Annotated in this window: 25 protein-coding genes and 2 tRNA genes; 13 read left to right on the forward strand and 14 right to left on the reverse strand. The window is 54.2% G+C overall.

The features are described 5' to 3' along the window. Positions 1-2: 2 nt before the first annotated feature. The 7 genes from paaG to paaA are packed head-to-tail and all read right to left on the reverse strand — an operon-like array spanning position 3 to position 5,136. Positions 3-791, reverse strand: a complete 789-nt coding sequence (gene paaG / locus OGY08_RS18105) for a 2-(1,2-epoxy-1,2-dihydrophenyl)acetyl-CoA isomerase PaaG (protein WP_125362946.1) — start codon at positions 789-791, stop codon at positions 3-5. Between the two features lie 2 nt (positions 792-793). Further along, positions 794-1,561 (reverse strand): 2,3-dehydroadipyl-CoA hydratase PaaF, encoded by a 768-nt coding sequence (gene paaF, locus OGY08_RS18110; RefSeq protein WP_125362945.1) that lies wholly within the window; start codon positions 1,559-1,561, stop codon positions 794-796. Continuing rightward, positions 1,558-2,628, reverse strand: a complete 1,071-nt coding sequence (gene paaE / locus OGY08_RS18115; protein ID WP_048235630.1) for a 1,2-phenylacetyl-CoA epoxidase subunit PaaE — start codon at positions 2,626-2,628, stop codon at positions 1,558-1,560. Before paaE ends, paaF begins: the two co-directional genes overlap by 4 nt. A 7-nt stretch (positions 2,629-2,635) precedes the next feature. Then, a complete protein-coding gene (gene paaD, locus OGY08_RS18120) occupies positions 2,636-3,133 on the reverse strand; it encodes a 1,2-phenylacetyl-CoA epoxidase subunit PaaD (protein WP_048214435.1) in 498 nt (165 codons plus the stop codon). A 12-nt stretch (positions 3,134-3,145) separates the two neighbouring features. Next, positions 3,146-3,901: a 1,2-phenylacetyl-CoA epoxidase subunit PaaC gene (paaC, locus tag OGY08_RS18125; protein WP_125362944.1), complete on the reverse strand. Its 756-nt coding sequence runs from the start codon at positions 3,899-3,901 to the stop codon at positions 3,146-3,148. Between the two features lie 7 nt (positions 3,902-3,908). Then, a complete protein-coding gene (gene paaB / locus OGY08_RS18130) occupies positions 3,909-4,196 on the reverse strand; it encodes a 1,2-phenylacetyl-CoA epoxidase subunit PaaB (protein ID WP_032943000.1) in 288 nt (95 codons plus the stop codon). Positions 4,197-4,206: 10 nt separating this feature from the next. Continuing rightward, positions 4,207-5,136 carry a 1,2-phenylacetyl-CoA epoxidase subunit PaaA gene (paaA, locus tag OGY08_RS18135; protein WP_032942998.1) on the reverse strand — a complete coding sequence of 310 codons (930 nt, stop codon included), beginning with the start codon at positions 5,134-5,136 and terminating at the stop codon, positions 4,207-4,209. A gap of 285 nt (positions 5,137-5,421) precedes the next feature. On the opposite strand from paaA, the gene paaZ reads away from it, so the two are divergent. Continuing rightward, complete coding sequence (gene paaZ, locus OGY08_RS18140; RefSeq protein ID WP_125362943.1) at positions 5,422-7,467, forward strand: phenylacetic acid degradation bifunctional protein PaaZ; 2,046 nt, start codon at positions 5,422-5,424, stop codon at positions 7,465-7,467. Positions 7,468-7,549: 82 nt separating this feature from the next. On the opposite strand, the gene OGY08_RS18145 is transcribed toward paaZ, so the two are convergent. Next, a tRNA-Asn gene (locus OGY08_RS18145) sits at positions 7,550-7,625 on the reverse strand. 160 nt (positions 7,626-7,785) lie between these two features. On the opposite strand from OGY08_RS18145, the gene OGY08_RS18150 reads away from it, so the two are divergent. Together OGY08_RS18150 and OGY08_RS18155 are read left to right on the forward strand one after the other, a co-directional pair. Further along, positions 7,786-9,273 (forward strand): EmmdR/YeeO family multidrug/toxin efflux MATE transporter, encoded by a 1,488-nt coding sequence (locus OGY08_RS18150; RefSeq protein WP_003846749.1) that lies wholly within the window; start codon positions 7,786-7,788, stop codon positions 9,271-9,273. 99 nt (positions 9,274-9,372) lie between these two features. Beyond that, a tRNA-Asn gene (locus OGY08_RS18155) sits at positions 9,373-9,448 on the forward strand. 389 nt (positions 9,449-9,837) lie between these two features. On the opposite strand, the gene OGY08_RS18160 is transcribed toward OGY08_RS18155, so the two are convergent. Further along, entirely contained in the window at positions 9,838-10,887 is a 1,050-nt protein-coding gene (locus OGY08_RS18160; protein ID WP_125362942.1) for an alpha/beta hydrolase, read from the reverse strand. Positions 10,888-11,149: 262 nt separating this feature from the next. Between OGY08_RS18160 and OGY08_RS18165 the strand changes: the two genes are divergently transcribed. The 5 genes from OGY08_RS18165 (at position 11,150) to OGY08_RS18185 (ending at position 15,788) form a co-directional block, all read left to right on the forward strand. Beyond that, on the forward strand, positions 11,150-11,830 hold the full coding sequence (locus OGY08_RS18165; protein ID WP_063216386.1) for a heavy metal response regulator transcription factor: 681 nt from the start codon (positions 11,150-11,152) through the stop codon (positions 11,828-11,830). 15 nt (positions 11,831-11,845) lie between these two features. After that, the gene (locus tag OGY08_RS18170) at positions 11,846-13,303 is read left to right on the forward strand and encodes a heavy metal sensor histidine kinase (protein ID WP_241177314.1); all 1,458 of its coding nucleotides are present in this window, start codon (positions 11,846-11,848) and stop codon (positions 13,301-13,303) included. A gap of 64 nt (positions 13,304-13,367) precedes the next feature. Beyond that, the gene (locus OGY08_RS18175; RefSeq protein ID WP_125362941.1) at positions 13,368-13,847 is read left to right on the forward strand and encodes a (R)-mandelonitrile lyase; all 480 of its coding nucleotides are present in this window, start codon (positions 13,368-13,370) and stop codon (positions 13,845-13,847) included. Then, the gene (locus OGY08_RS18180) at positions 13,825-14,586 is read left to right on the forward strand and encodes a carboxymuconolactone decarboxylase family protein (protein ID WP_125362940.1); all 762 of its coding nucleotides are present in this window, start codon (positions 13,825-13,827) and stop codon (positions 14,584-14,586) included. The genes OGY08_RS18175 and OGY08_RS18180 overlap by 23 nt, the downstream gene beginning before the upstream one ends. A 137-nt stretch (positions 14,587-14,723) precedes the next feature. Next, positions 14,724-15,788: an alpha/beta hydrolase gene (locus OGY08_RS18185; RefSeq protein WP_219013522.1), complete on the forward strand. Its 1,065-nt coding sequence runs from the start codon at positions 14,724-14,726 to the stop codon at positions 15,786-15,788. A gap of 73 nt (positions 15,789-15,861) precedes the next feature. Here OGY08_RS18185 and OGY08_RS18190 read toward each other — a convergent pair whose 3' ends face one another. Further along, positions 15,862-17,034 (reverse strand): MFS transporter, encoded by a 1,173-nt coding sequence (locus tag OGY08_RS18190; RefSeq protein ID WP_125362938.1) that lies wholly within the window; start codon positions 17,032-17,034, stop codon positions 15,862-15,864. Between the two features lie 84 nt (positions 17,035-17,118). Between OGY08_RS18190 and OGY08_RS18195 the strand changes: the two genes are divergently transcribed. Next, positions 17,119-17,619 (forward strand): Lrp/AsnC family transcriptional regulator, encoded by a 501-nt coding sequence (locus OGY08_RS18195; protein WP_087050470.1) that lies wholly within the window; start codon positions 17,119-17,121, stop codon positions 17,617-17,619. Here OGY08_RS18195 and OGY08_RS18200 read toward each other — a convergent pair. Beyond that, the gene (locus tag OGY08_RS18200; RefSeq protein ID WP_125362995.1) at positions 17,616-18,743 is read right to left on the reverse strand and encodes an MFS transporter; all 1,128 of its coding nucleotides are present in this window, start codon (positions 18,741-18,743) and stop codon (positions 17,616-17,618) included. The two genes, OGY08_RS18195 and OGY08_RS18200, sit on opposite strands and share 4 nt — an antisense overlap. 141 nt (positions 18,744-18,884) lie before the next feature. Then, on the reverse strand, positions 18,885-19,943 hold the full coding sequence (locus OGY08_RS18205; RefSeq protein WP_125362937.1) for an alpha/beta hydrolase: 1,059 nt from the start codon (positions 19,941-19,943) through the stop codon (positions 18,885-18,887). A gap of 264 nt (positions 19,944-20,207) precedes the next feature. Here OGY08_RS18205 and OGY08_RS18210 point away from each other — a divergent pair, with 264 nt between their 5' ends. Beyond that, on the forward strand, positions 20,208-21,092 hold the full coding sequence (locus OGY08_RS18210; protein ID WP_125362936.1) for a LysR family transcriptional regulator: 885 nt from the start codon (positions 20,208-20,210) through the stop codon (positions 21,090-21,092). Here the strand turns inward: OGY08_RS18210 and OGY08_RS25340 are convergent. Further along, on the reverse strand, positions 21,032-21,448 hold the full coding sequence (locus OGY08_RS25340; protein WP_502873291.1) for an NAD(P)H-dependent oxidoreductase: 417 nt from the start codon (positions 21,446-21,448) through the stop codon (positions 21,032-21,034). The two genes, OGY08_RS18210 and OGY08_RS25340, sit on opposite strands and share 61 nt — an antisense overlap. A gap of 62 nt (positions 21,449-21,510) precedes the next feature. Here OGY08_RS25340 and OGY08_RS18220 point away from each other — a divergent pair, with 62 nt between their 5' ends. The 3 genes from OGY08_RS18220 to OGY08_RS18230 all read left to right on the forward strand — a co-directional run bounded on the left by OGY08_RS18220 (position 21,511) and on the right by OGY08_RS18230 (position 22,792). After that, on the forward strand, positions 21,511-21,717 hold the full coding sequence (locus tag OGY08_RS18220) for a hotdog family protein (RefSeq protein ID WP_241177308.1): 207 nt from the start codon (positions 21,511-21,513) through the stop codon (positions 21,715-21,717). After that, entirely contained in the window at positions 21,714-21,962 is a 249-nt protein-coding gene (locus OGY08_RS18225; RefSeq protein ID WP_241177306.1) for a hotdog family protein, read from the forward strand. The genes OGY08_RS18220 and OGY08_RS18225 overlap by 4 nt, the downstream gene beginning before the upstream one ends. Before the next feature lie 179 nt (positions 21,963-22,141). Further along, positions 22,142-22,792, forward strand: coding sequence for a cysteine hydrolase family protein (locus OGY08_RS18230; RefSeq protein ID WP_241177304.1), 651 nt, complete (start codon positions 22,142-22,144; stop codon positions 22,790-22,792). 46 nt (positions 22,793-22,838) lie between these two features. Here OGY08_RS18230 and OGY08_RS18235 read toward each other — a convergent pair whose 3' ends face one another. Continuing rightward, positions 22,839-23,390, reverse strand: a complete 552-nt coding sequence (locus OGY08_RS18235) for a TetR/AcrR family transcriptional regulator (protein WP_241177300.1) — start codon at positions 23,388-23,390, stop codon at positions 22,839-22,841. Positions 23,391-23,616 lie beyond the last annotated feature (226 nt).

Here is a 23,616-nt window from a genome sequence, read left to right on the forward strand (position 1 = left end):
GCTTATTTCCCGCTGAACTGTGGTGGACGTTTGGCGAGGAAGGCGCTGACCCCTTCGCGATAGTCGTCGCTGCGACCGGCCATGCGCTGGTAGTCGCGCTCAAGCTCAAGCTGCTGATCCAGCGTGTTGGTTTCGGAAAGCTGCAAGGCTTTCTTAATCAGCCCCAGGCCATAGGTCGGCTGCGTCGCGAAATGGCGCGCCATGGTCAACGCGGTATCTTTCAACTCGGCATCGTCGACCACTTGCCAGATCATGCCCCACTGCGCGGCCTGTTCGGCGCTGAGGTTATCGCCAAGCATCAGCAAACCCACGGCGCGAGCGCGACCGACTACGCGCGGCAGCACCCAGCTTCCGCCGCAGTCCGGCACCAGACCGAGCTTGCTGAAGGCCATGACAAACTTCGCCGAGCGCGCGGCGAGGACGATGTCGCAGCCCATTGCCAGCGTGGCACCAGCACCAGCGGCAACGCCGTTGACGGCGCAGATAACCGGCTTCGGCAGCGCGGCTAAGCGGCGCACCAGCGGGTTGTAGAAGCGTTCCACCGACATGCCCAGATCCGGCGCGGGGCCGCTCGGGTCAACGTTACGGTCGTTCAGATCCTGTCCGGCGCAAAATCCGCGTCCGGCGCCGGTGATCAGCAGGCAACGAATGGTGTCGTCGCGCTCGGCCTGTTTCAGGCAGTCGGCAAGCTGCTGGTGCATCACGTCGTTAAAGCTGTTGAGTCGGTCCGGTCGGTTCAGGGTGATAGTCATCACGCCCTGCTCCACTTCGCTGAGAATAAATGCGTCCACGATTAGCGTCCTTTAAATTCCGGTGTGCGTTTTTCTAAAAAGGCGCTGACGCCTTCACAACGATCTTCGGTGCCGCTCAGCAGCGTAAACAGCTGACGTTCCTGCACCAGACCGGCCTGGAGACCCACTTCTTGCGCAGCGCGTAGAGACTGTTTTGCCGCCCGCAGCGCCAGCGGTGAGTGACGGGCGATGGTCGCCGCCAGCTTGAGCGCGTATTCATCGGAGAGGTTCGCCGGGTGAATGTCACTCACCAGCCCGGCCCATTGTGCTCGTTCTGCATCAATACTTTCACCGCTCAGCACCATTCGGCTGGCCAGCGCTTTGCCAACACAACGGATAAGCCGCTGCGTACCGCCCGCCCCTGGCATGGTGCCGAGAGTAATCTCCGGCAGACCAAAGCGGGCGTTATCCCCGGCAATCACCAGGTCGCACAGCAGAGCCAGCTCGCACCCGGCTCCCAGCGCGTAACCGTTAACCACCGCGATCAACGGCTTGTTGAAGGCATCAATACGTGCCCACAGGCGAGGACGAATATCGTCGAAAGTGGCGGGCAGATCTTTTTCCGCCATTTCATTAAGATCGGCCCCGGCGGCGAAATAGCGCGGGTTGCCGCCAATCACGCAAACGCTGATGCTGGCGTCCGCCGCCGCGCTTTCCAGCGCATCAGCAATCTGCGTTAGCAGCGCATTGTTCAGGGCGTTACGCGCCTGCGGACGGTTCAGGGTCAGTTGCAGTACACGGTCGTGACGGGAAATCAGCAGTTCGCTCATGCCATCCCCCGCGCATCGAAGTCGACCACTACGTCACCGCTGGTTGGCAGCGCCTGGCAGCTCAGCACATAGCCCGCCGCCAGTTCATCGGCTTCAAGGCTGTAGTTGGCGGCCATCGCCACCTCGCCGCTGACCACCTTGCATTTGCAGGTGGCGCACACGCCGCCTTTACAGGCGAACGGCAGGTCAGCGCCCTGGCGCAACGCGGCGTCGAGAATGCTGTCATCTTCCGCACTCAGTGAAATCAGGCGATCGCGCCCATCCTGACGAAGGGTGACCGTGCGGCCTTCCGCCTGCACGCCGGTGGCGCGTTTCACGCTGGTCCCCGGCGTATTGAAACGCTCAAGGTGAATGGATTTTTCCGCTATGCCCAGTTCGCGCAGTGCCACTTCGGCTTCATCCATCATTGCCGATGGGCCACAGATAAAGGCGTCGTCAAAGCGGCTGAAATCGAGCAGGTTTTTGCCCAGCGCACGCAGTTTGTCGCCGTCGATACGACCCTGTAGCAGATCGCTGTCCATCGACTCCTGACTGAACAGGTGCACCACCTGTAAACGCTGCGGATAGCGGTCTTTCAGATCGGCCAGCGCCTGACGGAACATCATGCTGTGGCTGCTGCGGTTGCCGTAGATCAGGGTGAACTGGCTGGCCGGTTCGGTCGTCAGCGTCGCTTCAATAATCGCCATCATCGGCGTAATGCCGGACCCGGCGGCAATCGCCAGATATTCGGCTTCGCGCTCGGCCTGCGGCTGGTAGCCGAAGTGCCCCTGCGGCACCATCACTTCCAGCGCCATACCCTGCTGGATATCCTGCTGGGCATAGCGGGAGAAACGCCCACCGTCAATAGCTTTAACCGCGACGCTAATTTCCGACGGCGAGCGGCTGCGACAAATGGAGTAACACCGACGCAGCTCTTCTCCACCGAGGTGAGCTTTCAGCGTCAAATGCTGGCCCGGTCGAAAGGCGTAGTCATTACGCAGCGCGTCAGGAATGGTGAAAGTGATGGTCACCGCATCGCGCGTTTCCGCTTCGACGTTGGCCACGGTAAGCGAATGAAATGTTGTCATCGCAACCTCAAATACATTTAAAGTAATCAAAGGGTTCACGGCAGCTGTCGCAGCGATACAACGCTTTACAGGCCGTGGATCCGAATTCGCTAATCAGCGAGGTATGGGTGCTGGCGCAGCGCGGGCACTGTACGTCAGTTGGCATTTCGGCATGGCAGGCGTGGGCCTGCGGCGGGCTGATACCATACTGGCGCAGGCGTTCGCGGGCGTCCGGGCTCATCCAGTCAGTGGTCCACGGTGGGTCAAGCTGCAAGACGATATGTACTGGCGTATAGCCGTGCTCCGCCATCATCATGCGAATTTCACCCAGTAGATGCTCGGTGGCCGGGCAGCCGGAGTATGTCGGCGTAAAGCCGATTACCCAGCCGTCGCCGCAGCGCTCAACGCTGCGTACCATGCCGAGATCGGTGATGGTCAGCACCGGCACTTCCGGATCGGAAATCGCACTTAACAGCCCCCAAACGGTGTGCACCTCTGGCGGTGCGACCGCGGTAAGACGTTGCATAGCCACCCCCTGCTACCACTGCTGACCAGGATACGCACGCTGCAAGTACTGCATCTCGGCCAACATCGGCCCGAGATGTTCGCTGTGTAGCCCCTGCTTACCGCCGTTGCGAAACGCCGCCTCTTGCGGAACGTGTAAACCAGAATCAATCAGCGCAGTGTGTACCGTCGTCTGCCATTCGGTTTGCAGTTCGCGCGGATCGACGGCAATGCCCTGCCTGGCCAGAGCGATCTCCAGTTCGTCGGCAAGGAACAATTCGCCGGTGTAACGCCACAGATTGTCCACCGCCTTCTGCATCAGTTGCGCGGAGTAGTCAGTACCATTCCCCAGTCGCTCCAGCCAGCCGCGGCTGAAGCGCAGGTGATAACGCACTTCTTTCAGTCCTTTGGCAGCGATAGCCGCAATCTGCTTATCGCGGCTGTTAACCAAATGAGTGAACAGCGCCACATGCCAGACGTCGATAAAGAACTGGCGAGCGATCGTGTCGGCAAAGTTGCCGTTAGGCTGTTCCACCAGCAACAGATTGCGGAACTGACGCTCGTCACGACCAAAAGCCAGCGTGTCTTCGTCGCCTTTACCCGCCAGTTCGGCGGCGTAGCTGAGGAAGTTGCGCGCCTGCCCCAGCAGGTCGAGGCCGATATTAGCCAGCGCCAGATCAATTTCCAGCTCCGGCGCATAACCGCACCAGGCACCCAGACGCTGAGCCAGCACCAGGCCGTTATCGCCCAGACGCAGGGCATAGGTTGCAACGGGATTCAGGTTATTCATCGTTGCCTCACATATGTTCCATGCCGTCCGGCACGGTGTAGAACGTGGGATGGCGATAGACTTTGCTCTCCGCCGGGTCAAAGAATTCACCGCGTTCTTCCGGCTGTGACGCAACAATTTCGCTGGCTTTCACCACCCAGATGGAGCAGCCTTCGCTGCGGCGTGTATAGGCATCGCGTGCATTTTCCAGCGCCATCTGGTCATCGGCGGCATGCAGACTGCCAACGTGACGGTGTGATAACCCCTGTTTGCTGCGGACAAAAACTTCGTATAACGGCCAGTATGTTTTGCTCATGACTCTCTCCTTACGCCGCGTCGCGGGCCTGTTGCTTTTCGGCGTGCGCCAGTGCGGCCTCGCGCACCCATGCCCCTTCTTCCCAGGCCTTACGCTTTGCGCCCAGACGTTCGTGGTTGCAGACACCACGACCGTTGATGACCTCATTAAATTCCTGCCAGTCGATCTCACCGAATCGATATTTCCCCGTCGCTTCATCAAGCTGTAGGTCGGCGTCCGGCACGGTCATACCGAGGATTTCTACCTGCGGGACCGTGTTATCAACAAAGCGCTGACGCAGTTCGTCGTTGGAGTGCAGTTTGATTTTCCACGCCATGCTGCGGGCACTGTTCGGTGAGTTGTCGTCGTTCGGGCCAAACATCATCAACGCAGGCCACCAGAAACGGTTGATGGCGTCCTGCAGCATCTGACGCTGTTCCTCGCTACCAGTAGCCAGCGCCATACACGCTTCGAAGCCCTGACGCTGATGGAAGCTCTCTTCTTTGCAGATTTTGACCATCGCCCTGGCATACGGGCCGTAGGAGGTACGACACAGCGCCACCTGGTTAACAATCGCCGCGCCATCGACCAGCCAGCCGATCACACCGATATCCGCCCAGCTCAGGGTTGGGTAGTTGAAGATGGAGGAGTATTTCATCTGGCCGTCGAGCATCTTCTGGTACAGATCTTCACGCGCGCAGCCCAGTGTTTCCGCCGCGCTGTAGAGGTACAGACCGTGTCCGGCCTCGTCCTGTACTTTTGCGAGCAGAATGGCCTTACGCCGCAGCGTGGGTGCGCGGGTTATCCAGTTGCCTTCCGGCAACATGCCGACAATTTCCGAGTGCGCATGCTGGCCAATCTGGCGGATCAGCGTCTTACGGTATGCGTCCGGCATCCAGTCCTGCGGCTCGATGGCCGTTTCCTGCGCGATGCGCTGGTCAAAGCGTTGTTCTTCTGTCACGTCATCACCTTATGATTCCGATAATTTCAACAAATCAATATTTGTGAATCACTTTGTTTTATAAAAGTTACATCTTGGTTAAATAAAACCACAAATTTTGTTTGCTGGTTTTGCGATGCTTGTCGCAAATGGTTTTTGTTTATCCTTTAATAACAGATAGATAACCAATTAAGGTAAAGTGTTCGCGATCGCATTGTTAATAAATTATTAAAATCTCGCTTGCATTTTGTGATTCATAAAAGAACTATTTAAAGAGATATTACGGAACACATCTGGAGATTAACGATGCAGCAGTTAGCCAGTTATTTATCCGGTGCCTGGCAGACAGGCCGGGGCCGCACCCGCACCATCCACCACGCCCTTACCGGTGAAGCGCTTTGGGAAGTGACAAGCGTTGGACTGGATATGGCGCAAGCGCGCCGCTTTGCTATTGAGCACGGCGGCAAAGCGTTACAGGCAATGAGTTTTATTGAGCGCAGCGCGATGCTAAAAGCGGTGGCGAAGCATTTAATGGAACTGAAAGCCGATTTCTATGCCATATCCGCGCAAACCGGAGCAACGCGCGGTGACAGCTGGGTCGATATCGAAGGCGGCATTGGCACGCTTTTCACTTATGCCAGTCTCGGTGGCCGCGAGCTGCCGGACGATACGCTGTGGCCGGAAGACGAACTGATCCCGCTGTCCAAACAGGGCGGTTTTGCCGCACGCCACGTGCTGACCTCCAAATCCGGTGTTGCGGTGCATATCAACGCCTTTAACTTCCCCTGCTGGGGTATGCTGGAGAAGCTGGCGCCAACCTGGCTTGCCGGGATGCCAGCCATTATCAAACCTGCAACCGCCACCGCGCAGCTCACTCAGGCAATGGTGAAAGCGATTATCGACAGTGGCCTGGTACCGAACGGCGCAATTAGCCTTATCTGCGGCGGCGCGGGTGACCTGCTCGATCACCTCGACAGCCAGGATGTGGTGACCTTTACCGGTTCTGCTCATACCGGGCAACAGTTGCGCGTGCACCCCAATCTGGTGGCTAAATCGGTTCCTTTCACCATGGAAGCGGATTCACTCAACTGCTGCGTGCTGGGTGATGACGTCACCCCAGAACAGCCTGAGTTTGCATTGTTTGTACGTGAAGTAGTGCGCGAGATGACGACCAAAGCCGGGCAGAAATGTACCGCTATCCGCCGCATTATCGTGCCACAGGCGCAGGTGAAAGCGGTCAGCGAGGCGCTGATTACCCGTCTGCAAAAAGTGGTAGTGGGCGATCCGGCGCAGGAAGGCGTGAAGATGGGGTCGCTGGTGAATAACGATCAGCGTCAGGACGTGCAGGATAATGTGAATCGTCTGGTTGAAGCCGGGTGTGAGGTGCTGCTGGGTGGAAAAGCAGATCTGAGCACGGCTGGGGCTTTCTTCCCGCCAACGCTGCTGTTTTGTCCGCAGCCGGATGAAATTGCCGCGGTACATGCAATTGAAGCCTTTGGTCCGGTCGCCACGCTGATGCCGTATCAAAATACCGAGCATGCCATGACGCTGGCGCGCGCCGGTGAAGGCAGTCTGGCAGGAACACTGGTGACGGCAAGCGGCGAACTGGCGCGAGAGTTTGTCCTCGGTGCGGCCCGCGCCCACGGGCGTATTCAGGTGCTGAACGAAGAGTCCTCGGCGGAATCGACCGGTCACGGCTCTCCGCTGCCACAGCTGGTCCACGGCGGGCCTGGACGTGCAGGCGGCGGTGAAGAGCTGGGTGGTCTGCGCGCGGTGAAACACTACATGCAACGCACCGCCATTCAGGGCAGCCCAACCATGCTCGCGGCGGTAAGCCAACAGTGGGTGCGTGGCGCTCGGGTGGAGGAAGATCGTATTCACCCGTTCCGTAAATACTTCGAAGAGATCCAGCCGGGCGACAGCCTGCTGACGCCACGTCGTACACTGACCGAAGCGGATATCGTTAACTTTGCCTGCCTCAGCGGTGACCACTTCTACGCCCATATGGACAAGATTGCAGCAGCCGATTCCATTTTCGGCGAGCGTGTGGTGCACGGTTACTTCCTGATTTCCGCCGCAGCCGGTCTGTTTGTCGACGCGGGCGTCGGTCCGGTGATTGCTAACTATGGCATGGAAAACCTGCGCTTTATCGAGCCGGTTAAGCCGGGCGACACTATCCAGGTGCGTTTAACCTGCAAACGCAAAACGGTGAAACGTCAGCGCAATGCCGAAGAAAAAGCGACCGGCGTGGTGGAGTGGTCAGTGGAGATCTTTAATCAGCACCAGCAGGCGGTGGCGCTGTATTCCATTCTGACGTTGGTTGCGCGTCAGCATGGGGATTTCCCGGCCTAAGATTCCGGTGTAGGTTCGCTCGATCAGGTTTGAAACAAAAAGCAAAAAGCCTGCTTAGTTTCCTAAGCAGGCTTCTTAAATATGGCTCCTCTGACTGGACTCGAACCAGTGACATACGGATTAACAGTCCGCCGTTCTACCGACTGAACTACAGAGGAATCGTTGTGGAGGCTTATCTTAGCGGCGAAAAAAATTTTGTCAAACCCCATTTCCTCGAATGCGAATCAATTGATGCTTCTCTCGACAGTTTGTTGCATTTACAGACATTTTAAATAGAAAAAACTTTGCAGCTTTTTTGATTCTCCCTCATCATTTGAAATGAGGTTTCAACTTTCTTCGTTAAGGTCCACTTTGAACGTCTCCGCTGCCTTACGCCAGGTCGCTTCCCGCACGCCCTGGTATGCCAAACGCAAGAGTTATAAGGTTCTCTTTTGGCGCGAAATCACTCCGCTGGCTGTCCCCATTTTTCTGGAAAACACCTGTGTGCTATTGATGGGTGTTCTCAGTACCTTCCTGGTCAGCTGGTTGGGAAAAGAAGCGATGGCCGGTGTCGGACTCGCCGACAGCTTTAATATGGTCATCATGGCATTTTTCGCCGCCATCGATCTGGGCACCACCGTGGTTGTAGCATTTAGCCTCGGGAAACGAGATCGTCGACGGGCCAGAGCCGCGGCCAGACAATCACTGGTGATCATGACAATTTTTGCTACCGTTCTGGCAGCGGTCATTCACTATTTTGGTCAACAGATTATTGACGTTGTCGCAGGTGAAGCAACGCCAGACGTTAAAGCTTTGGCACTCACCTATCTGGAGCTGACGGTGCTCAGCTACCCGGCAGCAGCCATTGCGCTGATTGGCAGTGGCGCACTACGTGGAGCCGGAAATACAAAAATACCGTTGTTGATTAACGGCGGCATGAACATCCTGAATATCATCATCAGTAGCATCCTGATTTACGGGATCTTTTCCTGGCAAGGTCTGGGATTTGTGGGAGCAGGCCTGGGACTGACCATTTCGCGCTACATCGGGGCGATTGCCATCATCTGGGTACTGATGATTGGTTTTAACCCCGCGCTGCGAATTCCCTTCAAAAGCTATTTTAAGCCACTCAATCTCGCCATTATCTGGGAGGTGATGGGGATCGGCATTCCGGCAAGTATCGAGTCAGTGCTGTTCAATGGCGGTAAACTTTTGACGCAGATGTTTGTTTCAGGCATGGGAACCAGCGTTATCGCCGGGAACTTTATTGCATTTTCTATCGCCGCGCTTATCAACTTACCGGGGAATGCTTTAGGTTCCGCGTCGACAATCATTACCGGCAGGCGTCTGGGAAATGGCCAGATTGCCCAGGCTGAAATCCAGCTACGGCATGTATTTTGGCTGTCGACGATCGGCCTGACGGCAATTGCCTGGTTAACCGCTCCTTTCGCCGGGGTAATGGCCTCATTTTATACCCACGATCAGGATGTAAAAGAGGTCATAGTCATCCTGATTTGGCTCAACGCAGCATTTATGCCGATATGGGCAGCCTCCTGGGTGTTACCAGCAGGCTTTAAAGGTGCGCGAGATGCACGTTTTGCTATGTGGGTATCGATGCTGGGCATGTGGGGCTGCCGCGTAGTCGCGGGTTACACCCTGGGTATTGTATTAGGATGGGGAGTTGTCGGCGTTTGGTTAGGTATGTTCTTCGACTGGGCCGTACGCGCTGCGTTATTTTACTGGCGTATGGTCACCGGCCGCTGGTTGTGGAAATACCCGCGCCCCGAACGCGAAAAGTGCATAAAACAACCGGTTGCGTCTGAATAAGCGGCGAAATGGGGAATATTTCAGCAAACGATCGCATTTATCTATTCAGGCTTTGACAACGCTGAGCGGCATCGCTAATATTCGCCTCGTTCACACGATTCCTCTGTAGTTCAGTCGGTAGAACGGCGGACTGTTAATCCGTATGTCACTGGTTCGAGTCCAGTCAGAGGAGCCATATTTTAGGGAAGCAGACGTTCACTGACGTCTGCTTTCTGCATTTCTATCAGTTGGTTATCCCCTTCTTCAGGATCGCATCATCTCTTCACTTCTTCTCACTCTGTTCAGTGACGGCACGCCATGGACGATGGGCTGGATAATTGCGTTGTTTACAGCTGCCAGCACCATGATGGCACTGACCGTTCATCTATAAAAATAACCACCACATATCCACAACGCTTATGAATTTAACTCATAGCGCCTATCTAATCAGCGTAATTATCTTTAACCGCAACATCGTTAATCTGGGTATATCGCGTGAATACGCAATTTGAATTGCAGCGGCAAGTGACTACAACTGAAAGGCATACCCCAGCCTGCTGCGGCTGGGGCATCATCTGTGGCTAACTAGATATTTTTATCAAAGAAGACGTCTAACTTTTGCAAAGCCTTATCAACATATTTAGGCACCCAATATGTCTCGATATGGGTAGCGTCGTCGATCAGGAAAAGCTCTTTGTCCTTCGTACCGGATGCTTTCGCGAACGCATCTTCAGTCATATAGAGTGTATCCGCTTTTGTACCGGCAATCATCAGCAGCGGTTTATTGATGAGATTGATATGGTCCGTCACGTCAAAGCTCATCAAATCCAGAAGACTGCTGGTGGTGTATTTAAACGTGGAGTTCGGGTGCGCGTGGGTTTTCCAGTAGTACTCGTAGCCCTGGCGATACAAGGCAAAAGGTAATTTAGCAATCTGTTCATCAGTCAGGTTGGCATCGCCGGAGTAAAGCACTTCTCCTCCGGCTGCTTCCTGAGCACGTGCGTCAGACGCCTGCTGAAGACGCTGCTGGATTGTATCTAGCTGTGAATCCTGCATACCGTTGCGGCGCACAAGGCCTGAATTAAACATGCTGATGGTTGCTATCGATTTAAACCGCTTGTCAGTTTCAGCCGCAACAAGTGAATAACCGCCGCCACCGCAAATACCCAGCAGACCAAGGCGGGCGGAATCTACACCAGGATACTGGCTAATGTAGTCAGCCATACCGTGGATATCCTCAATGCGATTAGCGGGTTTATCCACGCTGCGCGGCATCCCACCGCTAGCGCCCTGATAAGCCGCATCGGCGGTAATGGTGATGTAGCCCTGCTCGGCAAGGCGCTGGGCATACAACCCGGCGACCTGTTCTTTTACGCCGCCATTAGGATGCGCGACCACCACAGCAGGGTATTTTTTGGCGGGATCGTAGTGAGCAGGGGTATAGACATTAGCAGCAATCTGGATGCCATGTAGATCGTATTTCACGGGGTGAATATTGACCTTGCCTTTAACGTTCTCGGTGATGGCACCTTCATAGACGAGTGTGAATGGATTCTTTTTGTAATCAGCTGCATTGGCTGAGGTCACTCCAGCCATTGCCGTGAGTAGCATTGCACTGATAAGCGTGAATTTCATGGTCTCTCCCGATGAGTGTCGGCCTGGTTACTCAGGCTCGCGGATTTAAATATGCTGACCCAGATTAGGGCGAGAGGACTGTCAGCCAGGTGACAGGGAAATAACATTTTTGTCAGGAAACGGGCTGGGAAGGCTAAGCGATTCTGACAATGCTGTCAGGTAACTGTCAGCTTTATGTTGGCAACCGGGAGGCAAAATGGTCTCAGTCACAGGGTTGTTCAGGTATTGAAGCACCGTTGAAAAGTTAAGAGGAAGTCCCGTTATGCGCCTGTTGTTAGTCGAAGATGAAGAAAAAACGTCAACCTATCTCTCCCGTGCGCTGGGTGAGTCCGGGTTTACAGTAGATGTTTCTGCAGACGGAGCTGAAGGTCTTCATTACGCGCTGGAGTTCGACTACGACGCGATAATACTGGATGTGATGCTACCGGGGATGGACGGCTACCGGGTACTTGAGGGGGTGCGAGCAGCCAAACAAACGCCTGTGCTGATGCTCTCGGCACGGGGTTCGGTTGATGAGCGCGTTAAAGGGCTTCGCCTTGGCGCGGATGATTATCTGCCCAAGCCCTTCTCGCTGATTGAGCTGGTGGCGCGAATTCAGGCACTGGTGCGCCGCCGCTCTACGGATGGCGCAGACATCACCCAACTACAAATTCACGATTTGCATCTCGACCTACTGGCTCGCCGCGTATTTCGAGCCGGAACGCGCCTGGAGCTGACCGCAAAAGAGTTTTCCCTGTTGAGCCTTCTGGCCCGGCATCAGGGGGAGATTCTGTCAAAAATGATGATTGCGGAGCAGATATGGGACATGAATTTTGACAGCGATGCCAACGTGGTTGAAGTGGCCATTAAACGTCTGCGGGCCAAAGTGGACGCCCCATTCGATATCAAACTGCTGCATACCGTTCGTGGCATGGGGTATGTCCTTGAAGTCCGGTCCGAATAAATGAAGGGGATAAGCATGTTTAAGCGTTCCATCTCCGTTCACCTGGCGCTGATGTTTGCCTTATCCGCGCTACTGATAGTGTCCATTATCGGTATCCTGCTTAGAAGCTCCTTGCATGACTCTTTGCAAAAGCAGATGCACAACGAATTGTTATTCCGTGAATCATTAATGAGCCCGTGGATCACCGCCCGAACTTCGGCTGACGGCTGGTCACTGCTTGCCAATAAATTCACCGTGTTAACCAATTCTGAAGGTGAACGCGTTCGCTACTGGATAGTGAGCGATGACCCACGCTTTAGCATGGGGGGAACACCACCGGTGGGTGTTCAGTGGTCTTCTTTGCGGGAAGGGTTTAATAAAGTGCCCGGCGCATCAGAAGGTGCCTGCTCGCTGTTTTTGTTAGTGAAAACGATTCCCGCCAACGGTGAAAGGCCTGAGCTTCGCTATGTGGTTGCCATCGACTCCACGCCGTACATGGGCACACTCGATGCGTTCACCCGTACATTGTTGATCATTACCGCACTGGGCGTCGTGATTGTCGCCTTACTGGGGTACGTCGTTTCAAGGATCGGTCTTCGTCCCGTTGGGGCGCTCAGTAAACAGGCCCGGCATCTCGCTCCCGGGGACCATGGTCAGCGCCTGAATACCGAAGCATTACCTGACGAATTACAGCAATTAGCATCATCTTTTAATGGCGTGCTGGAACGGCAAGAGGTCGCCTGGCGACAACTCGAAAGCTTTAATGCTGATGTTGCGCATGAACTTCGAACCCCACTGACTAATCTGATCGGCCAGACGCAGCTGGGTCTCTCACGCCGACGTTCACATGATGAACTGGAAGAGTTATTGGGTTCCAATCTGGAAGAACTTGAACGCATGACGTCGATAGTTAACGACATGCTGTTCCTGTCCCATGCTCATGCGGGTGAGCATGCTTCCCAGCTTACGCAGGTGTCCCTGCGGGAAGAAACCCTGAAAACAGCGGAGTACGTTGAACCCTCTTTTGCTGAAAAACAGCTTTCTCTGTATGTGGAAGGCGACGTCACCGCGCACATCGACCGACGGCTGTTCCACCGCTCACTGGCTAATTTACTGGAAAACAGCGCAAGGCATTCACCCTCCAATAGTACGGTTACGGTACGCTTAAGCGAAAAAGGTCATCAAGCCTGTGTTGAAGTGTCAAACCCGGGCGATCCAATAGCACCAGAGCACTTACACCGACTTTTCGAGCGGTTCTATCGCGTTGACACCTCCCGGGCCAGGAGTGATACCCATCATGGACTGGGCCTGTCGATCGTGCGTGCCGTCGCCATTATGCACCGAGGAGATGTCTTTGCCCGTAGTGAAGCTGGCATCAATACATTTGGCCTCACCTTTGCGATGCAAGACGATAAAGCTTCGGGCAACGCTCACTCCGGCACTGAGCCGGAACCCGGGTTAACTGACAGAATTGTCAGGGGGGCGTCAGCCTGACGTCATTACCCCCTCGATAAAATCATCGCAGGCAATCCCCTCTTCATTGATAAGGACGCTTTGCATGATCGGACATTTACGTTACCTCGGGCTGTTACTGCCCTTCTTCACATTTTCATCCTGGGCAGCGGAACAAAATCCCTCTGTCCATATCGCCCCCGCAGGAAGTCAGAACGCAGTGTATGGGCCCGCCGAGAATTTTACCGGTCACGTCCGGGTTGCTCCTCTCTTCAAACCGGATAACGACATCCCTGTTTCCGGGGCTTATGTCACCTTTGAACCCGGTGCTCGTTCCGCCTGGCATACGCATCCGGCAGGCCAGCGGCTGATTGTGACCTCGGGCGTTGGGCTCACCCAACAAGAAGGCCAGCCGGTGCAGGTTATCCGCGCCGGTGACGTTGTCTCTTGCCCGGCGGGGGTCAAACACTGGCACGGAGCGGCACCCGGCAGCGCGATGACGCATCTGGCGATAACCGGGAGTGTGGATGGCAAAAGCGTTAACTGGAAGGAGTTAGTGACAGATGAACAATACCACGCCCATTAAAGCATTAGCGGCAGCGGTACTGCTGACCTTTGGTTTTGGTCTCGCGGCACATGCTGCGCCCGTCAATCAAGGAGCCTCAGAAATGAGCCACCAACAAACCGTTTCAGATACGCTGTCAGCCCGCCAACAGGCCATCCCGTTGATTGCGGCATCGATGGCCAGCAGCCAGATGGATAAGCTGAATGCCGCCCTGAATCAGGGTCTTGACGCAGGGCTCTCAATAAACGAAACCAAAGAGATTCTCGTCCAGCTTTATGCCTATACGGGCTTCCCCCGTAGCCTGAATGCGCTTAGCGAGCTGATGAAGGTCGTCGAAGCACGTAAACAACGTGGCATCAAAGACGTCGAGGGTAAAGAGCCGGTTGCCCCGATCCCTGTCGGGGATGAGCTTCGCCGTGTCGGTACCGCAAACCAGACAAAAATCTCAGGCGCGCCCGTCCAGGGCCCGCTGTTTGATTTTGCCCCGGTCATTAACCAGTTCCTGCAAGCGCACCTTTTCGGTGACATTTTCGCCCGCGATAACCTCGACTTGCAAAGCCGCGAGCTGGCAACGGTTGGCGCTTTAGCGGCCACGCCGGGCGTTGAATCACAACTGCTGTCACATATGCGAGCCAGCATGCGGGTCGGCCTGACGGCAGCGCAGCTGCGCCAGCTGGCACAGCTTCTGCGTGAACATGGCGAAAATGATGCAGCAACGCGGGCTGAAAAGGCGCTGCAACAGGCGCTCGGTAGCAAATAAGGTCAGTTGGTTAGAGGCGATACGCATTAATCGTCCGCATTCATGAGTCTGCCAAATAAGGGCAATCAGGGGTGCTAAATAATTAACGCTGATAACTCAGATATTATTGAACGGCAAACATAACAGAGGATGTAATCTTGAAGACAATCTTAAAAACGCTGGCCATCTGCGTAATAGCGGGTGGCCTGGTGGCTCAGTCGGTCTATGCCGAGCCGCTGGTCATTCAGGAACAGGGAAGCTTTTCTGCGGGTGGCACTATCATCACCGCACCAGGAACATTTGATGCGAAAAAGCCGCTGGATTCAGCTGGCCAAACCTATCATGGCGATCATGCCTCAGTGTTCTACCAAATCCCCGAGAATTCGCATAAATACCCTATCGTCATGCTGCACGGCGCAGGTCAGTTCTCCCGTACCTGGGAAAGTACCCCGGATGGTCGTGAAGGTTTCCAGAACATATTCCTGCGTCGAGGGTTCTCAACCTATCTTGTCGATCAGCCGCGTCGGGGCAGCGCCGGGCGCACGACGGTAGAAGGTACTGTTACGCCTAAACCGGATGAACAGATGTGGTTCAACCAGTTCCGCGTAGGCGTGTGGCCAGAGTATTTTAAAGGCGTTCAGTTCTCTCACGACAAAGAAGCACTGAATCAGTATTTCCGTCAGATGACCCCAAATACCGGGCCGTTTGATATCGATGTTATCTCTGATGCGATGTCCGCCGTCGTGGATAAATCCGGCCCGGCAATCCTCTTCACCCACTCTCAGGGTGGCGGACCAGGCTGGTACACGGCGATGAAAAACGACAAGGTCAAAGCCATTGTCGCCTTTGAGCCCGGCAGCAGCTTTGTCTTCCCGGAAAAAGAACTCCCTGCCCCGATGCCAAGCGCGTTCGACACGTTGAAGGGTGAACCTGTGCCAATGGCGCAGTTTATGGCTCTGACCAAAATCCCGATTCTGATTATTTACGGCGATAACATACCTGATAAGCCTGTCACCATGCCCGCGCAGGACAGCTGGCGCGTACGTCTGGCGATGGCTCGTGAGTGGCGTGACGTGGTGAATAAGCATGGCGGGGATGTGACGGTGACGCATCTGCCTGAAGTGGGAATCAAAGGGAATACCCACTTCCCGTTCTCTGATCTCAATAATGTGCAGATTGCTGACCTGGTGAGTCAGTTTTTGAAAGAGAAAAATCTGCAGTAGCCGTTTTAGAAAATCACCTAAATCGTTTAAAAGAGCACCCAACCCATAGTGGGCGCTCATCGCCTTGGGTAACTTATTCAAGTACCGGCAAAATATAATCTTTACGCGCACTTTGCCACGCAAGAACAGCCAGGCCCAACGCAATGAAGGACAGAATCGCGCCCGCCCAGTTCGGAGAAGCCAGTCCAAAACCCGCAGCAATGGTTACCCCGCCAGCCCATGCCCCCAGTGCATTTCCCAGATTAAACATGCCGATATTGACCGAGGCCGCCATTGTCGGGGCTCCCGCATGGCTGGCACGCTCCATCACCAGTTTCTGAATCGGTGAGACCGTCGCGAAGCCGAAGGCCGCCATCAGGAAGACTGAGATGCTGGCAACCCACTGGCTTTCAACACCCGCCCAGAAAACCAGCAGCACCAGCCCCTGAGCCGCGAGGGTGACGAACAGCGTGCCAAACAGAGAGCGGTCAGCGAAGCGCCCACCAATCCAGTTACCGACGGCAAGTCCCAGACCAAACAGCACCATTAATCCAGCCACGCCGCCTGCGGAGAAACCGGCCTCCTGCACCATCATTGGCGCAATGTAGGTAATCGAGGTGAAAAAGGCAGCCGGGCCGAAAATCGTGATCCCCATGACCAGCAGCACCTGCGGGTCAACAAAGGCTCTCAGTTCGTTACGTAAAGCAATCGCTTTGCCTTTCGCAATATGCGGAACCAGCACGGCTATGCTTGCCATCGTCAGCAGCCCGATACCGGCAATGATCCAGAATACCAGCCGCCAGCTAAAGGTTTGCGCAAGCCAGGTCCCCGCCGGAACGCCAAGCAGATTGGCTAATGTCAGCCCCGAAAACATAAAGGCAATGGCGCTTGCCTGGCGTCCGGGCGCCACCAGCGATGCGGCTATAATCGAGCCGATACCAAAAAAGGCCCCATGATTAAATGAGGTGATAATACGGCCGATAATCGCTATCTCCATTGTCGGCGCGATGGCCGTCATGATATTACCGATCGTAAAGATACCCGCCAGCGCAATCAGCATGGCCTTGCGGGGGATCTTCGCGCCGACAATCGTTAACAGCGGTGCACCAATAAATACGCCCAGCGCGTATGACGTCGCCATCATTCCCGCCTTCGGGATACTGACGCTAAATTCTGCTGCGATTTGTGGCAGGATCCCGGCGATGACAAATTCCGTCAGGCCGATACCAAATGCGCCCACAGCGAGGGCGAAAAGTGCGATAGGCATTGCAACTCCATTATCTGTTTTGTGAGTTAATAATATTAGGTAAAATTAAGTATATTCATATTTTCATTCAGAATGAGAAGCCCAATGAGCGCATTTGATAAAGAAAAAGATGGTATTCGGCAGACAAGACATAAACCGGCGGAATTGGATGCTATTGACCGAAAAATATTAAGTGCCCTCGCAGAGGACGCAGGACGCAGCTACACGGAATTGAGTGAAATTGTGAATTTATCAGCCCCGGCAGTTCACGATCGCGTAAAACGACTGAAGCGTGACGGGGTGATTAAGGGTACCGTGGCGGTCCTGGATGGCTGCAAGCTGGGACGGACGCTGTTAACGTTTCTGGTTATCGACACCAGTAGCTATCAGGCGACGCGCGCCCTTTTGCAGTTCACCAGCCGCAAGGAGGTGGAAGAATTGCATACCGTTGCCGGCGACGGCTGCGTCTTTATCAAAGTACGCGCCGCCGATACCGAATCGCTGGAAAATTTCCTGATGGAGATTCAGAGCCTTGAGGGCGTACGTTCCGTACGCAGCTATATTGCGCTTTCCACTTTTCTGGAGCGCGGGCCCTCGCCGGATTAACGCGCACCGGCCTTCTGGCGGGCGGTGAAAAAGGTCAGTACGCCCGCGCAAAGGAGCAGTACGCTGCTCATGGCAAATGTGCTCTGCCAACCAAGGTGGTCAAACACGATGCCTCCTGCCGTTGATCCAAGGGCGATGGAGAGCTGAATCACCGCGACCATGAGCCCGCCTCCGGCTTCAGCGTTATCAGGCAACGTACGCGCAATCCATGTCCACCATCCGGTTGGGGCGGCGGTGGCCAGCATGCCCCAGAGCCCTAACAACAGCGTAACCGTCCAGACATGATGCCCGGTCAGCATCAGGCCGATGGCAATGACGCCCATCAACCCAGGTATGGCCATCAGCGTAGGGTAGAATTTTCTGTTGAGGAATGTCGAAACAACCAGCGTGCCGATAAAACCGGCTACGCCGATAATCAGCAAAATCAACGACAAGCCTGAGGAATCAACCCGCGTCACGGTCTCCAGGAACGGGCGCACATAGGTAAATAGCGTAAACTGGCCCATGAAAAACAGGCCGCAGGCCAGCATGCCAACCGCAACCACGCGGCGGCTAAGTATGCGGAATACATCGCCAGGTGACGTGCGGCTTTTATTCGCATCCATACTGGGCAGGCTGATGCACTGCCAGATAAAGGCGACCACCGCGATGGGCACCAGGCACAAGAAAGCGCCTCGCCATCCGACCGTGGCACCCAGATAGCTTCCCAGCGGCGCGGCCACGACCGTCGCCAGCGCATTACCGGCATTGAAAATCGCCAGCGCACGCGTGACCTGTTGCTGCGGCACCAGACGAATCGCCGTTGCCGCAGACATCGACCAGAATCCGCCAATCGCCACACCAATCATCGCACGACCGACCATATACACCAGATAACTGGAAGCCAGCGCAATAATAAGCCCCGATACGGCCATCAGGACCGTCATTCCCAATAGCAGGAACTTACGATTCATCTTTCCAGCTAGCGTTGAAAGCGTCAGGCTGGTCAGAACCGCCAGTGCGCCGGAGATAGCAATCCCCTGCCCAGCCAACCCCTCCGTCACGCCTAAATCGCGGGCAATCGGCGTGAGCAGGCTGACGGGCATAAATTCAGAAGCAATCAGCACAAACACGCACAGGGTCATGGCAAAAATACCGCCCCAGTATGCGCGCTGATGATGAGGTGATGGTGTTTGGTTTAGCGTCGACATAGTGAAATTTCACGAAGATCAGGATAAAAGCCACCGGCCATAGATCGATGGCTTTGCATCAATTCAGGAGAGGATTTATTTCAGTTTGGTCTGGAAAAATTGTTCGAATTTCGCGAAAGGTATTTTTCCGGCCACGTTATCGTACAGGTCCACGTGATTTGCCCCTGGTACCACCACCAGCTCTTTGTCTTTACTGCCGACCGCCTTGAAAGCATCTTCAGCAAAATAGCGTGAATGCGCTTTCTCACCGGTCACAATCAGCGTCGGGATGGTGATTTCACTGGCGTAGCTCAGCAGCGGCATATTCATAAACGACAGCGGCATCGTTGCCGTCCACGCCCCGGTCGAGTTAACGGAACGTTCGTGGAAGCCGCGCGGCATGCGATAGTAGTCAAAGAACTCTTTCAGTACCGGATGTGGATTTACCGGCAGCGTTTCTGGCAGAACGCGCTCGCCCGCGCTGACCTTGCCGTTGCTGTCGACGCTAATATCATGAGCACCGTGTGCGAACGTGCCGCTCTGCGCATCCTTCCAGCGCTGTTCGCTCAGATACTGCAGAACAGCACGACGGTCGGCGGTGGAATAACGGTCTTTGCCATCCCCCACACCATGGCCCATCGCCCGGCTCATGTCGTACATCACGCTGGTAGCCACCGCTTTAACGCGGGTATCCATCGCGGCATCATTCAGCGCCATGCCGCCCCAGCCACAAATACCGAGCAGCCCGATACGGTTGCGATCCACCTCTTTTTGCAGCCCTAAGAAATCCACCGCCGCGCTGAAATCTTCCGTGTTGATATCCGGAGAGGCGACGTTTCGCGGATAGCCGCCGCTTTCCCCGGTGTAAGAAGGATCGAACGCCAGGGTAACAAACCCTTGTTCCGCCAGCGTCTGCGCATACAGGCCGCTGGATTGCTCTTTCACCGCGCCAAATGGCCCACTGACCGCAATCGCCGCCAGCTTGCGATCGCCACGGTCTTTAGGCAGGTAAAGATCACCCACTAAGGTGATGCCATATCGGTTCGGGAACGAGACTTTACGATGTTCGACTTTCTGGCTCTCGGCGAACGTTTTATCCCATGTATCTGTCATGGACACAGGGGCATTAGGATTGGTTGAATCAGCATAACTCATTATCGTGACTCCACTTAATGATGCGAATAACAGCATGGCCGGCATCGCGGTTTTTAGCGTTCGGGTGAAGGCATTCATAAAAATCCCCATAAAAAACAACAGACAGATACAGTTTTCCGACGGACAACGCTGCGGTGCTTTGCTTTGATGGGGTCATTATAGTGAGCAGAATTAGTGCTGATTAGGGGGCGATTACTGCTAAGATTGATACCATATTGTTATAAATTAATGCTGAGATTGCTGGCATGAAGGGGGGATTTTTCAATGGCGAAAAGGGAGAACTACAACGAGCTGTACCTGTTTATGCAGGTGGTACGGGAAGGCAGCTTTACCGCAGCGGCTCAGCGGCTGGGTCTTGCTCAGTCAGGGGTCAGCCGCTCTGTTCGCGAGCTTGAAGAAAGGCTGGGCGTCCAGTTGCTGGTGCGCACCACGCGTAAGCTGTCGCTGACGCAGGCAGGCGAGCAGCTCTACCAGAAGACGGCATCTGCATTTGATATGTTAGATCTTGGGCTTGCCACGCTGGCGCATTATCGGGAGACGCCCTCCGGCACGGTGCGTATCAATGCCAGCCAGCACGCGATTGATAAATGCCTGCTGCCGAAGCTGGCGGTATTTAAACAGCGCTATCCTGATATCAGGCTGGAACTGATGAATGAGAGCCGGTTCGTCGATATCATCGAGGAAAGATTCGATGCAGGCGTCCGTCTGGGGCCTGAAGTCGGCCAGGGTATGGTCGCGGTACGCATCACGCCCGATATGGAGATGGCGATTGTGGGTACTCCGGAACATTTTCGTCGCTACGGTTTTCCACAAACCCCGGCAGATTTAAAGACGCATCCCTGTATCGCCTATCAGTTTGCCGACGGCAGCGTATACCAGTGGGAACTCACTCAGGATGATAAAAAAATCACTCATCAACCCGAAGGCCAATGGGCCTTATCCGACAGCTATATGGAAGCAGAGGCCGCCCGACTGGGCCTCGGATTGGCCTATGTTCCTGTTGAACTGGTCGCGGATGATTTAGAACGCGGTAAGCTTATCAGGGTGTTGCAGCGTTACAGCCTGCGAATGGAAGGATTGTTTCTCTATTATCCCCATCGCAACATCTCTCCCGCCCTGCGGATGGTCATTGATACATTGAAAATCTGAACGTTAACAACGCCCGACTCTTCACTGTACAAAATTGTGTCAGGTAGTCCCTCTGCTTTCAATTCCAAGGTCTGCTTTGAGCGAAGAACGGACATAGCAATGGTTGGGTTGTAGCTCAAGGTTTGCCCTGGCTGGGCGATTTTGTCCGTCGAGGCCTTCAACTGGCTGGAGACAGAAAAGTTGTACATTTGCGCACCGAGAACAATCATCTCCCTTTCAAGAAATTCTGAGACCAGAGCGTCTGATAATTGTCGCTCAGATTCCAGCTCGGCTGTAACTATCGGCCGTCCGGCAACAGGCTTGTATCCTGAAGCGATCTCACCGGGAAGATGACTGAAATAGAATTCAGCTGCAATCTATTTCCGGGTATGCTTGAAACACCCTAAGCAATGCATTTACCCTCACGGAGATTATCGACATGACGAAGCACGCCCCTTTGTTCCTCGACGACCTTGTGGTCGGCGCGGAATACCGTAGTGCAGAACAACATCTCAATGTGGAGCAGATCATCGCTTTTGCCCGCCAGTTCGATCCTCAGTCCTTCCACCTTGATGAGGAAGCCGCAAAGAACACACTGTTTCAGGGGCTCGCGCGAGTGGCTGGCATACGGCTGCGATCACAATGAAGCTGTTGGTGGCCAGCGTGCCGCTGGGCAGCGGCATTATCGGCACGGGTGGAGACATTGAATGGCCTCGGCCAACCCGGTCGGGTGATACCCTTCACGTAGTCAGCAAGATTCTCGACATCGTTCCATCCCGCTCCAAACCGGATCGTGGAATCGTATCGCTGGAATGCCGCACGGTGAATCAGAATGGCGAAACCTGCCAACGCCTGGTTACCAAGTTGGTCGTCATGCGCAAGAAGGGGTAACAGATAGGTAGAGCATCGAGAGAACAGGCCGAACGCAATCGTAAGCGTGTACCCTCGTCACAAATTCTTTGCCTTCAGTAAACCAAAACTGTCTTAACTTTCTCTTTACTTAAATAGATTACGATCATAATCTATTTTTACATTAACGGTGTCCGCACCATTGAATTGAGAGGTAAGACATGACTAACCCGGTATATGAACCCGAAATCACTGCATTGCTGTGCATCGATCTGTATAACGATTTTCTGGCCGAGGGCGGAAAGCTATTTCCCTGGGTGAAAGATATCGCTGAAGAAAACAACATGCATGAGAACCTGCGTAAAATCGTGGCGGCTGCACGTGAAGCTGGAATTACCGTTTACCATGTCCCACACCATCGTTGGGAGCCGGGTGACTATGAAGACTGGAAATATCCGTCACCTTACCAACTAGGTGCCGGGCAACGTCAGGCATTCGCAAAAGGAACCTGGGGGGGGACTTTTCATGACGATTTCCAGGTACATGAAGGGGATGTGGTCGCAACCGAACACTGGGGATCAAGCGGCTTTCCGAACACTGATCTTGAACACAAACTGAAGCGCTATGGTAAGGAAAAAATCATCTGTGTAGGTCTTTTAGCCAACACCTGTCTTGAAGCTACTGCCCGTATTGGTATGGAACTTGGCTTCCACGTTACTCTGGTAAGAGACGCAACATCTGCCCGTTCTCACGAAGCCCTGCATGCCGCAATGGACATTGACGGCCCGACATATGCAACTGAAGTTCTCACCACCGAAGAGTTGGTAAACGCTATCAAAAAATCCGCCACCTCACAGTTACCTATAGCTTGAGTACATACGGGAGGACTGCTGGTTTCCCGTATTCATTGATTGGAGATCACAACAGGTCGAGAACAGCATTTCTGATTCGCGTTGAAAATTCAGGGTCACTACTCAGCTCACTTAAATAATTTGCCCCAATCATTGCTGCAAACATTGCGAGATCCCGGTCGCCGCCTTTGTTAGATGTAACTTGCTCCGCAAAAACCTGAAAAAGTTCTTTAATGCCTGCAGTACATTTATTGGCAAGTACCGGATCGTCCCGTTTCATTAAGTCATTACCAAAAGCCAGCATTGGACAGCGTTTATCTGTAGGTTTTGGCGTGAAATAATATTGGGCTATCTGTTGTTGCTTATTGCCATTCTTCTCTGAGGGAACATTGCCCCAGCTGGCAGTGGATGTTTCAAATGCCAGGCTAGCGGCTTCCCGTGCCAGACTCTCTTTGGATTCGAAATGCTTATAAAACCCGCCCGCCGTCATTCCCGCCGCTTTCATGATGTCTGAGACGCTAACATTCGCTATGCCATGTGCCCTGAAAAGGCCACTGGCCTTTTCTACAATCAGTGCCCGGTTAGCTTCGGCCTGCAGCTTACTTGAACGCCCCATCATCACTCCATAATAGATTTTAATCGTAATCTATTTTAACACGACATCTCTAAATTCTCGCGTATAAATGACCTATCAAGGGTTCTTGAATGTCCGCTTCTGGCACAAAGCCGACCTTCCTTCCCCCTCTAAATTAATGAACACATCTAATAAACCCTAGCTAATTACCCCATCTAATCGAATAAATCACTTTGCGTTATGCTTTTCCAACACAACAGCTGAAGGATAA

Source organism: Citrobacter sp. Cpo069 (assembly GCF_030332785.1).
In the GTDB taxonomy this organism is placed as follows: domain Bacteria; phylum Pseudomonadota; class Gammaproteobacteria; order Enterobacterales; family Enterobacteriaceae; genus Citrobacter; species Citrobacter portucalensis.

What these genes read in the sequence shown, in the direction of transcription:
- OGY08_RS18190 (WP_125362938.1), bottom strand. Translation starts at nt 17,034, where the DNA reads ATGCCTATCGCACTTTTCGCCCTCGCTGTGGGCGCATTTGGTATCGGC.
- OGY08_RS18160 (WP_125362942.1), bottom strand. Translation starts at nt 10,887, where the DNA reads ATGAAATTCACGCTTATCAGTGCAATGCTACTCACGGCAATGGCTGGA.
- paaD (WP_048214435.1), bottom strand. Translation starts at nt 3,133, where the DNA reads ATGCAACGTCTTACCGCGGTCGCACCGCCAGAGGTGCACACCGTTTGG.
- OGY08_RS18225 (WP_241177306.1), top strand. Translation starts at nt 21,714, where the DNA reads ATGAAGCTGTTGGTGGCCAGCGTGCCGCTGGGCAGCGGCATTATCGGC.
- OGY08_RS18170 (WP_241177314.1), top strand. Translation starts at nt 11,846, where the DNA reads ATGTTTAAGCGTTCCATCTCCGTTCACCTGGCGCTGATGTTTGCCTTA.
- OGY08_RS18205 (WP_125362937.1), bottom strand. Translation starts at nt 19,943, where the DNA reads ATGAGTTATGCTGATTCAACCAATCCTAATGCCCCTGTGTCCATGACA.
- OGY08_RS18175 (WP_125362941.1), top strand. Translation starts at nt 13,368, where the DNA reads ATGATCGGACATTTACGTTACCTCGGGCTGTTACTGCCCTTCTTCACA.
- OGY08_RS18235 (WP_241177300.1), bottom strand. Translation starts at nt 23,390, where the DNA reads ATGATGGGGCGTTCAAGTAAGCTGCAGGCCGAAGCTAACCGGGCACTG.
- paaF (WP_125362945.1), bottom strand. Translation starts at nt 1,561, where the DNA reads ATGAGCGAACTGCTGATTTCCCGTCACGACCGTGTACTGCAACTGACC.
- OGY08_RS18200 (WP_125362995.1), bottom strand. Translation starts at nt 18,743, where the DNA reads ATGACCCTGTGCGTGTTTGTGCTGATTGCTTCTGAATTTATGCCCGTC.
- paaE (WP_048235630.1), bottom strand. Translation starts at nt 2,628, where the DNA reads ATGACAACATTTCATTCGCTTACCGTGGCCAACGTCGAAGCGGAAACG.
- OGY08_RS18195 (WP_087050470.1), top strand. Translation starts at nt 17,119, where the DNA reads ATGAGCGCATTTGATAAAGAAAAAGATGGTATTCGGCAGACAAGACAT.
- paaZ (WP_125362943.1), top strand. Translation starts at nt 5,422, where the DNA reads ATGCAGCAGTTAGCCAGTTATTTATCCGGTGCCTGGCAGACAGGCCGG.
- OGY08_RS18220 (WP_241177308.1), top strand. Translation starts at nt 21,511, where the DNA reads ATGACGAAGCACGCCCCTTTGTTCCTCGACGACCTTGTGGTCGGCGCG.
- OGY08_RS18210 (WP_125362936.1), top strand. Translation starts at nt 20,208, where the DNA reads ATGGCGAAAAGGGAGAACTACAACGAGCTGTACCTGTTTATGCAGGTG.
- OGY08_RS18165 (WP_063216386.1), top strand. Translation starts at nt 11,150, where the DNA reads ATGCGCCTGTTGTTAGTCGAAGATGAAGAAAAAACGTCAACCTATCTC.
- paaC (WP_125362944.1), bottom strand. Translation starts at nt 3,901, where the DNA reads ATGAATAACCTGAATCCCGTTGCAACCTATGCCCTGCGTCTGGGCGAT.
- paaB (WP_032943000.1), bottom strand. Translation starts at nt 4,196, where the DNA reads ATGAGCAAAACATACTGGCCGTTATACGAAGTTTTTGTCCGCAGCAAA.
- OGY08_RS18150 (WP_003846749.1), top strand. Translation starts at nt 7,786, where the DNA reads ATGAGGTTTCAACTTTCTTCGTTAAGGTCCACTTTGAACGTCTCCGCT.
- OGY08_RS18180 (WP_125362940.1), top strand. Translation starts at nt 13,825, where the DNA reads ATGAACAATACCACGCCCATTAAAGCATTAGCGGCAGCGGTACTGCTG.
- OGY08_RS18230 (WP_241177304.1), top strand. Translation starts at nt 22,142, where the DNA reads ATGACTAACCCGGTATATGAACCCGAAATCACTGCATTGCTGTGCATC.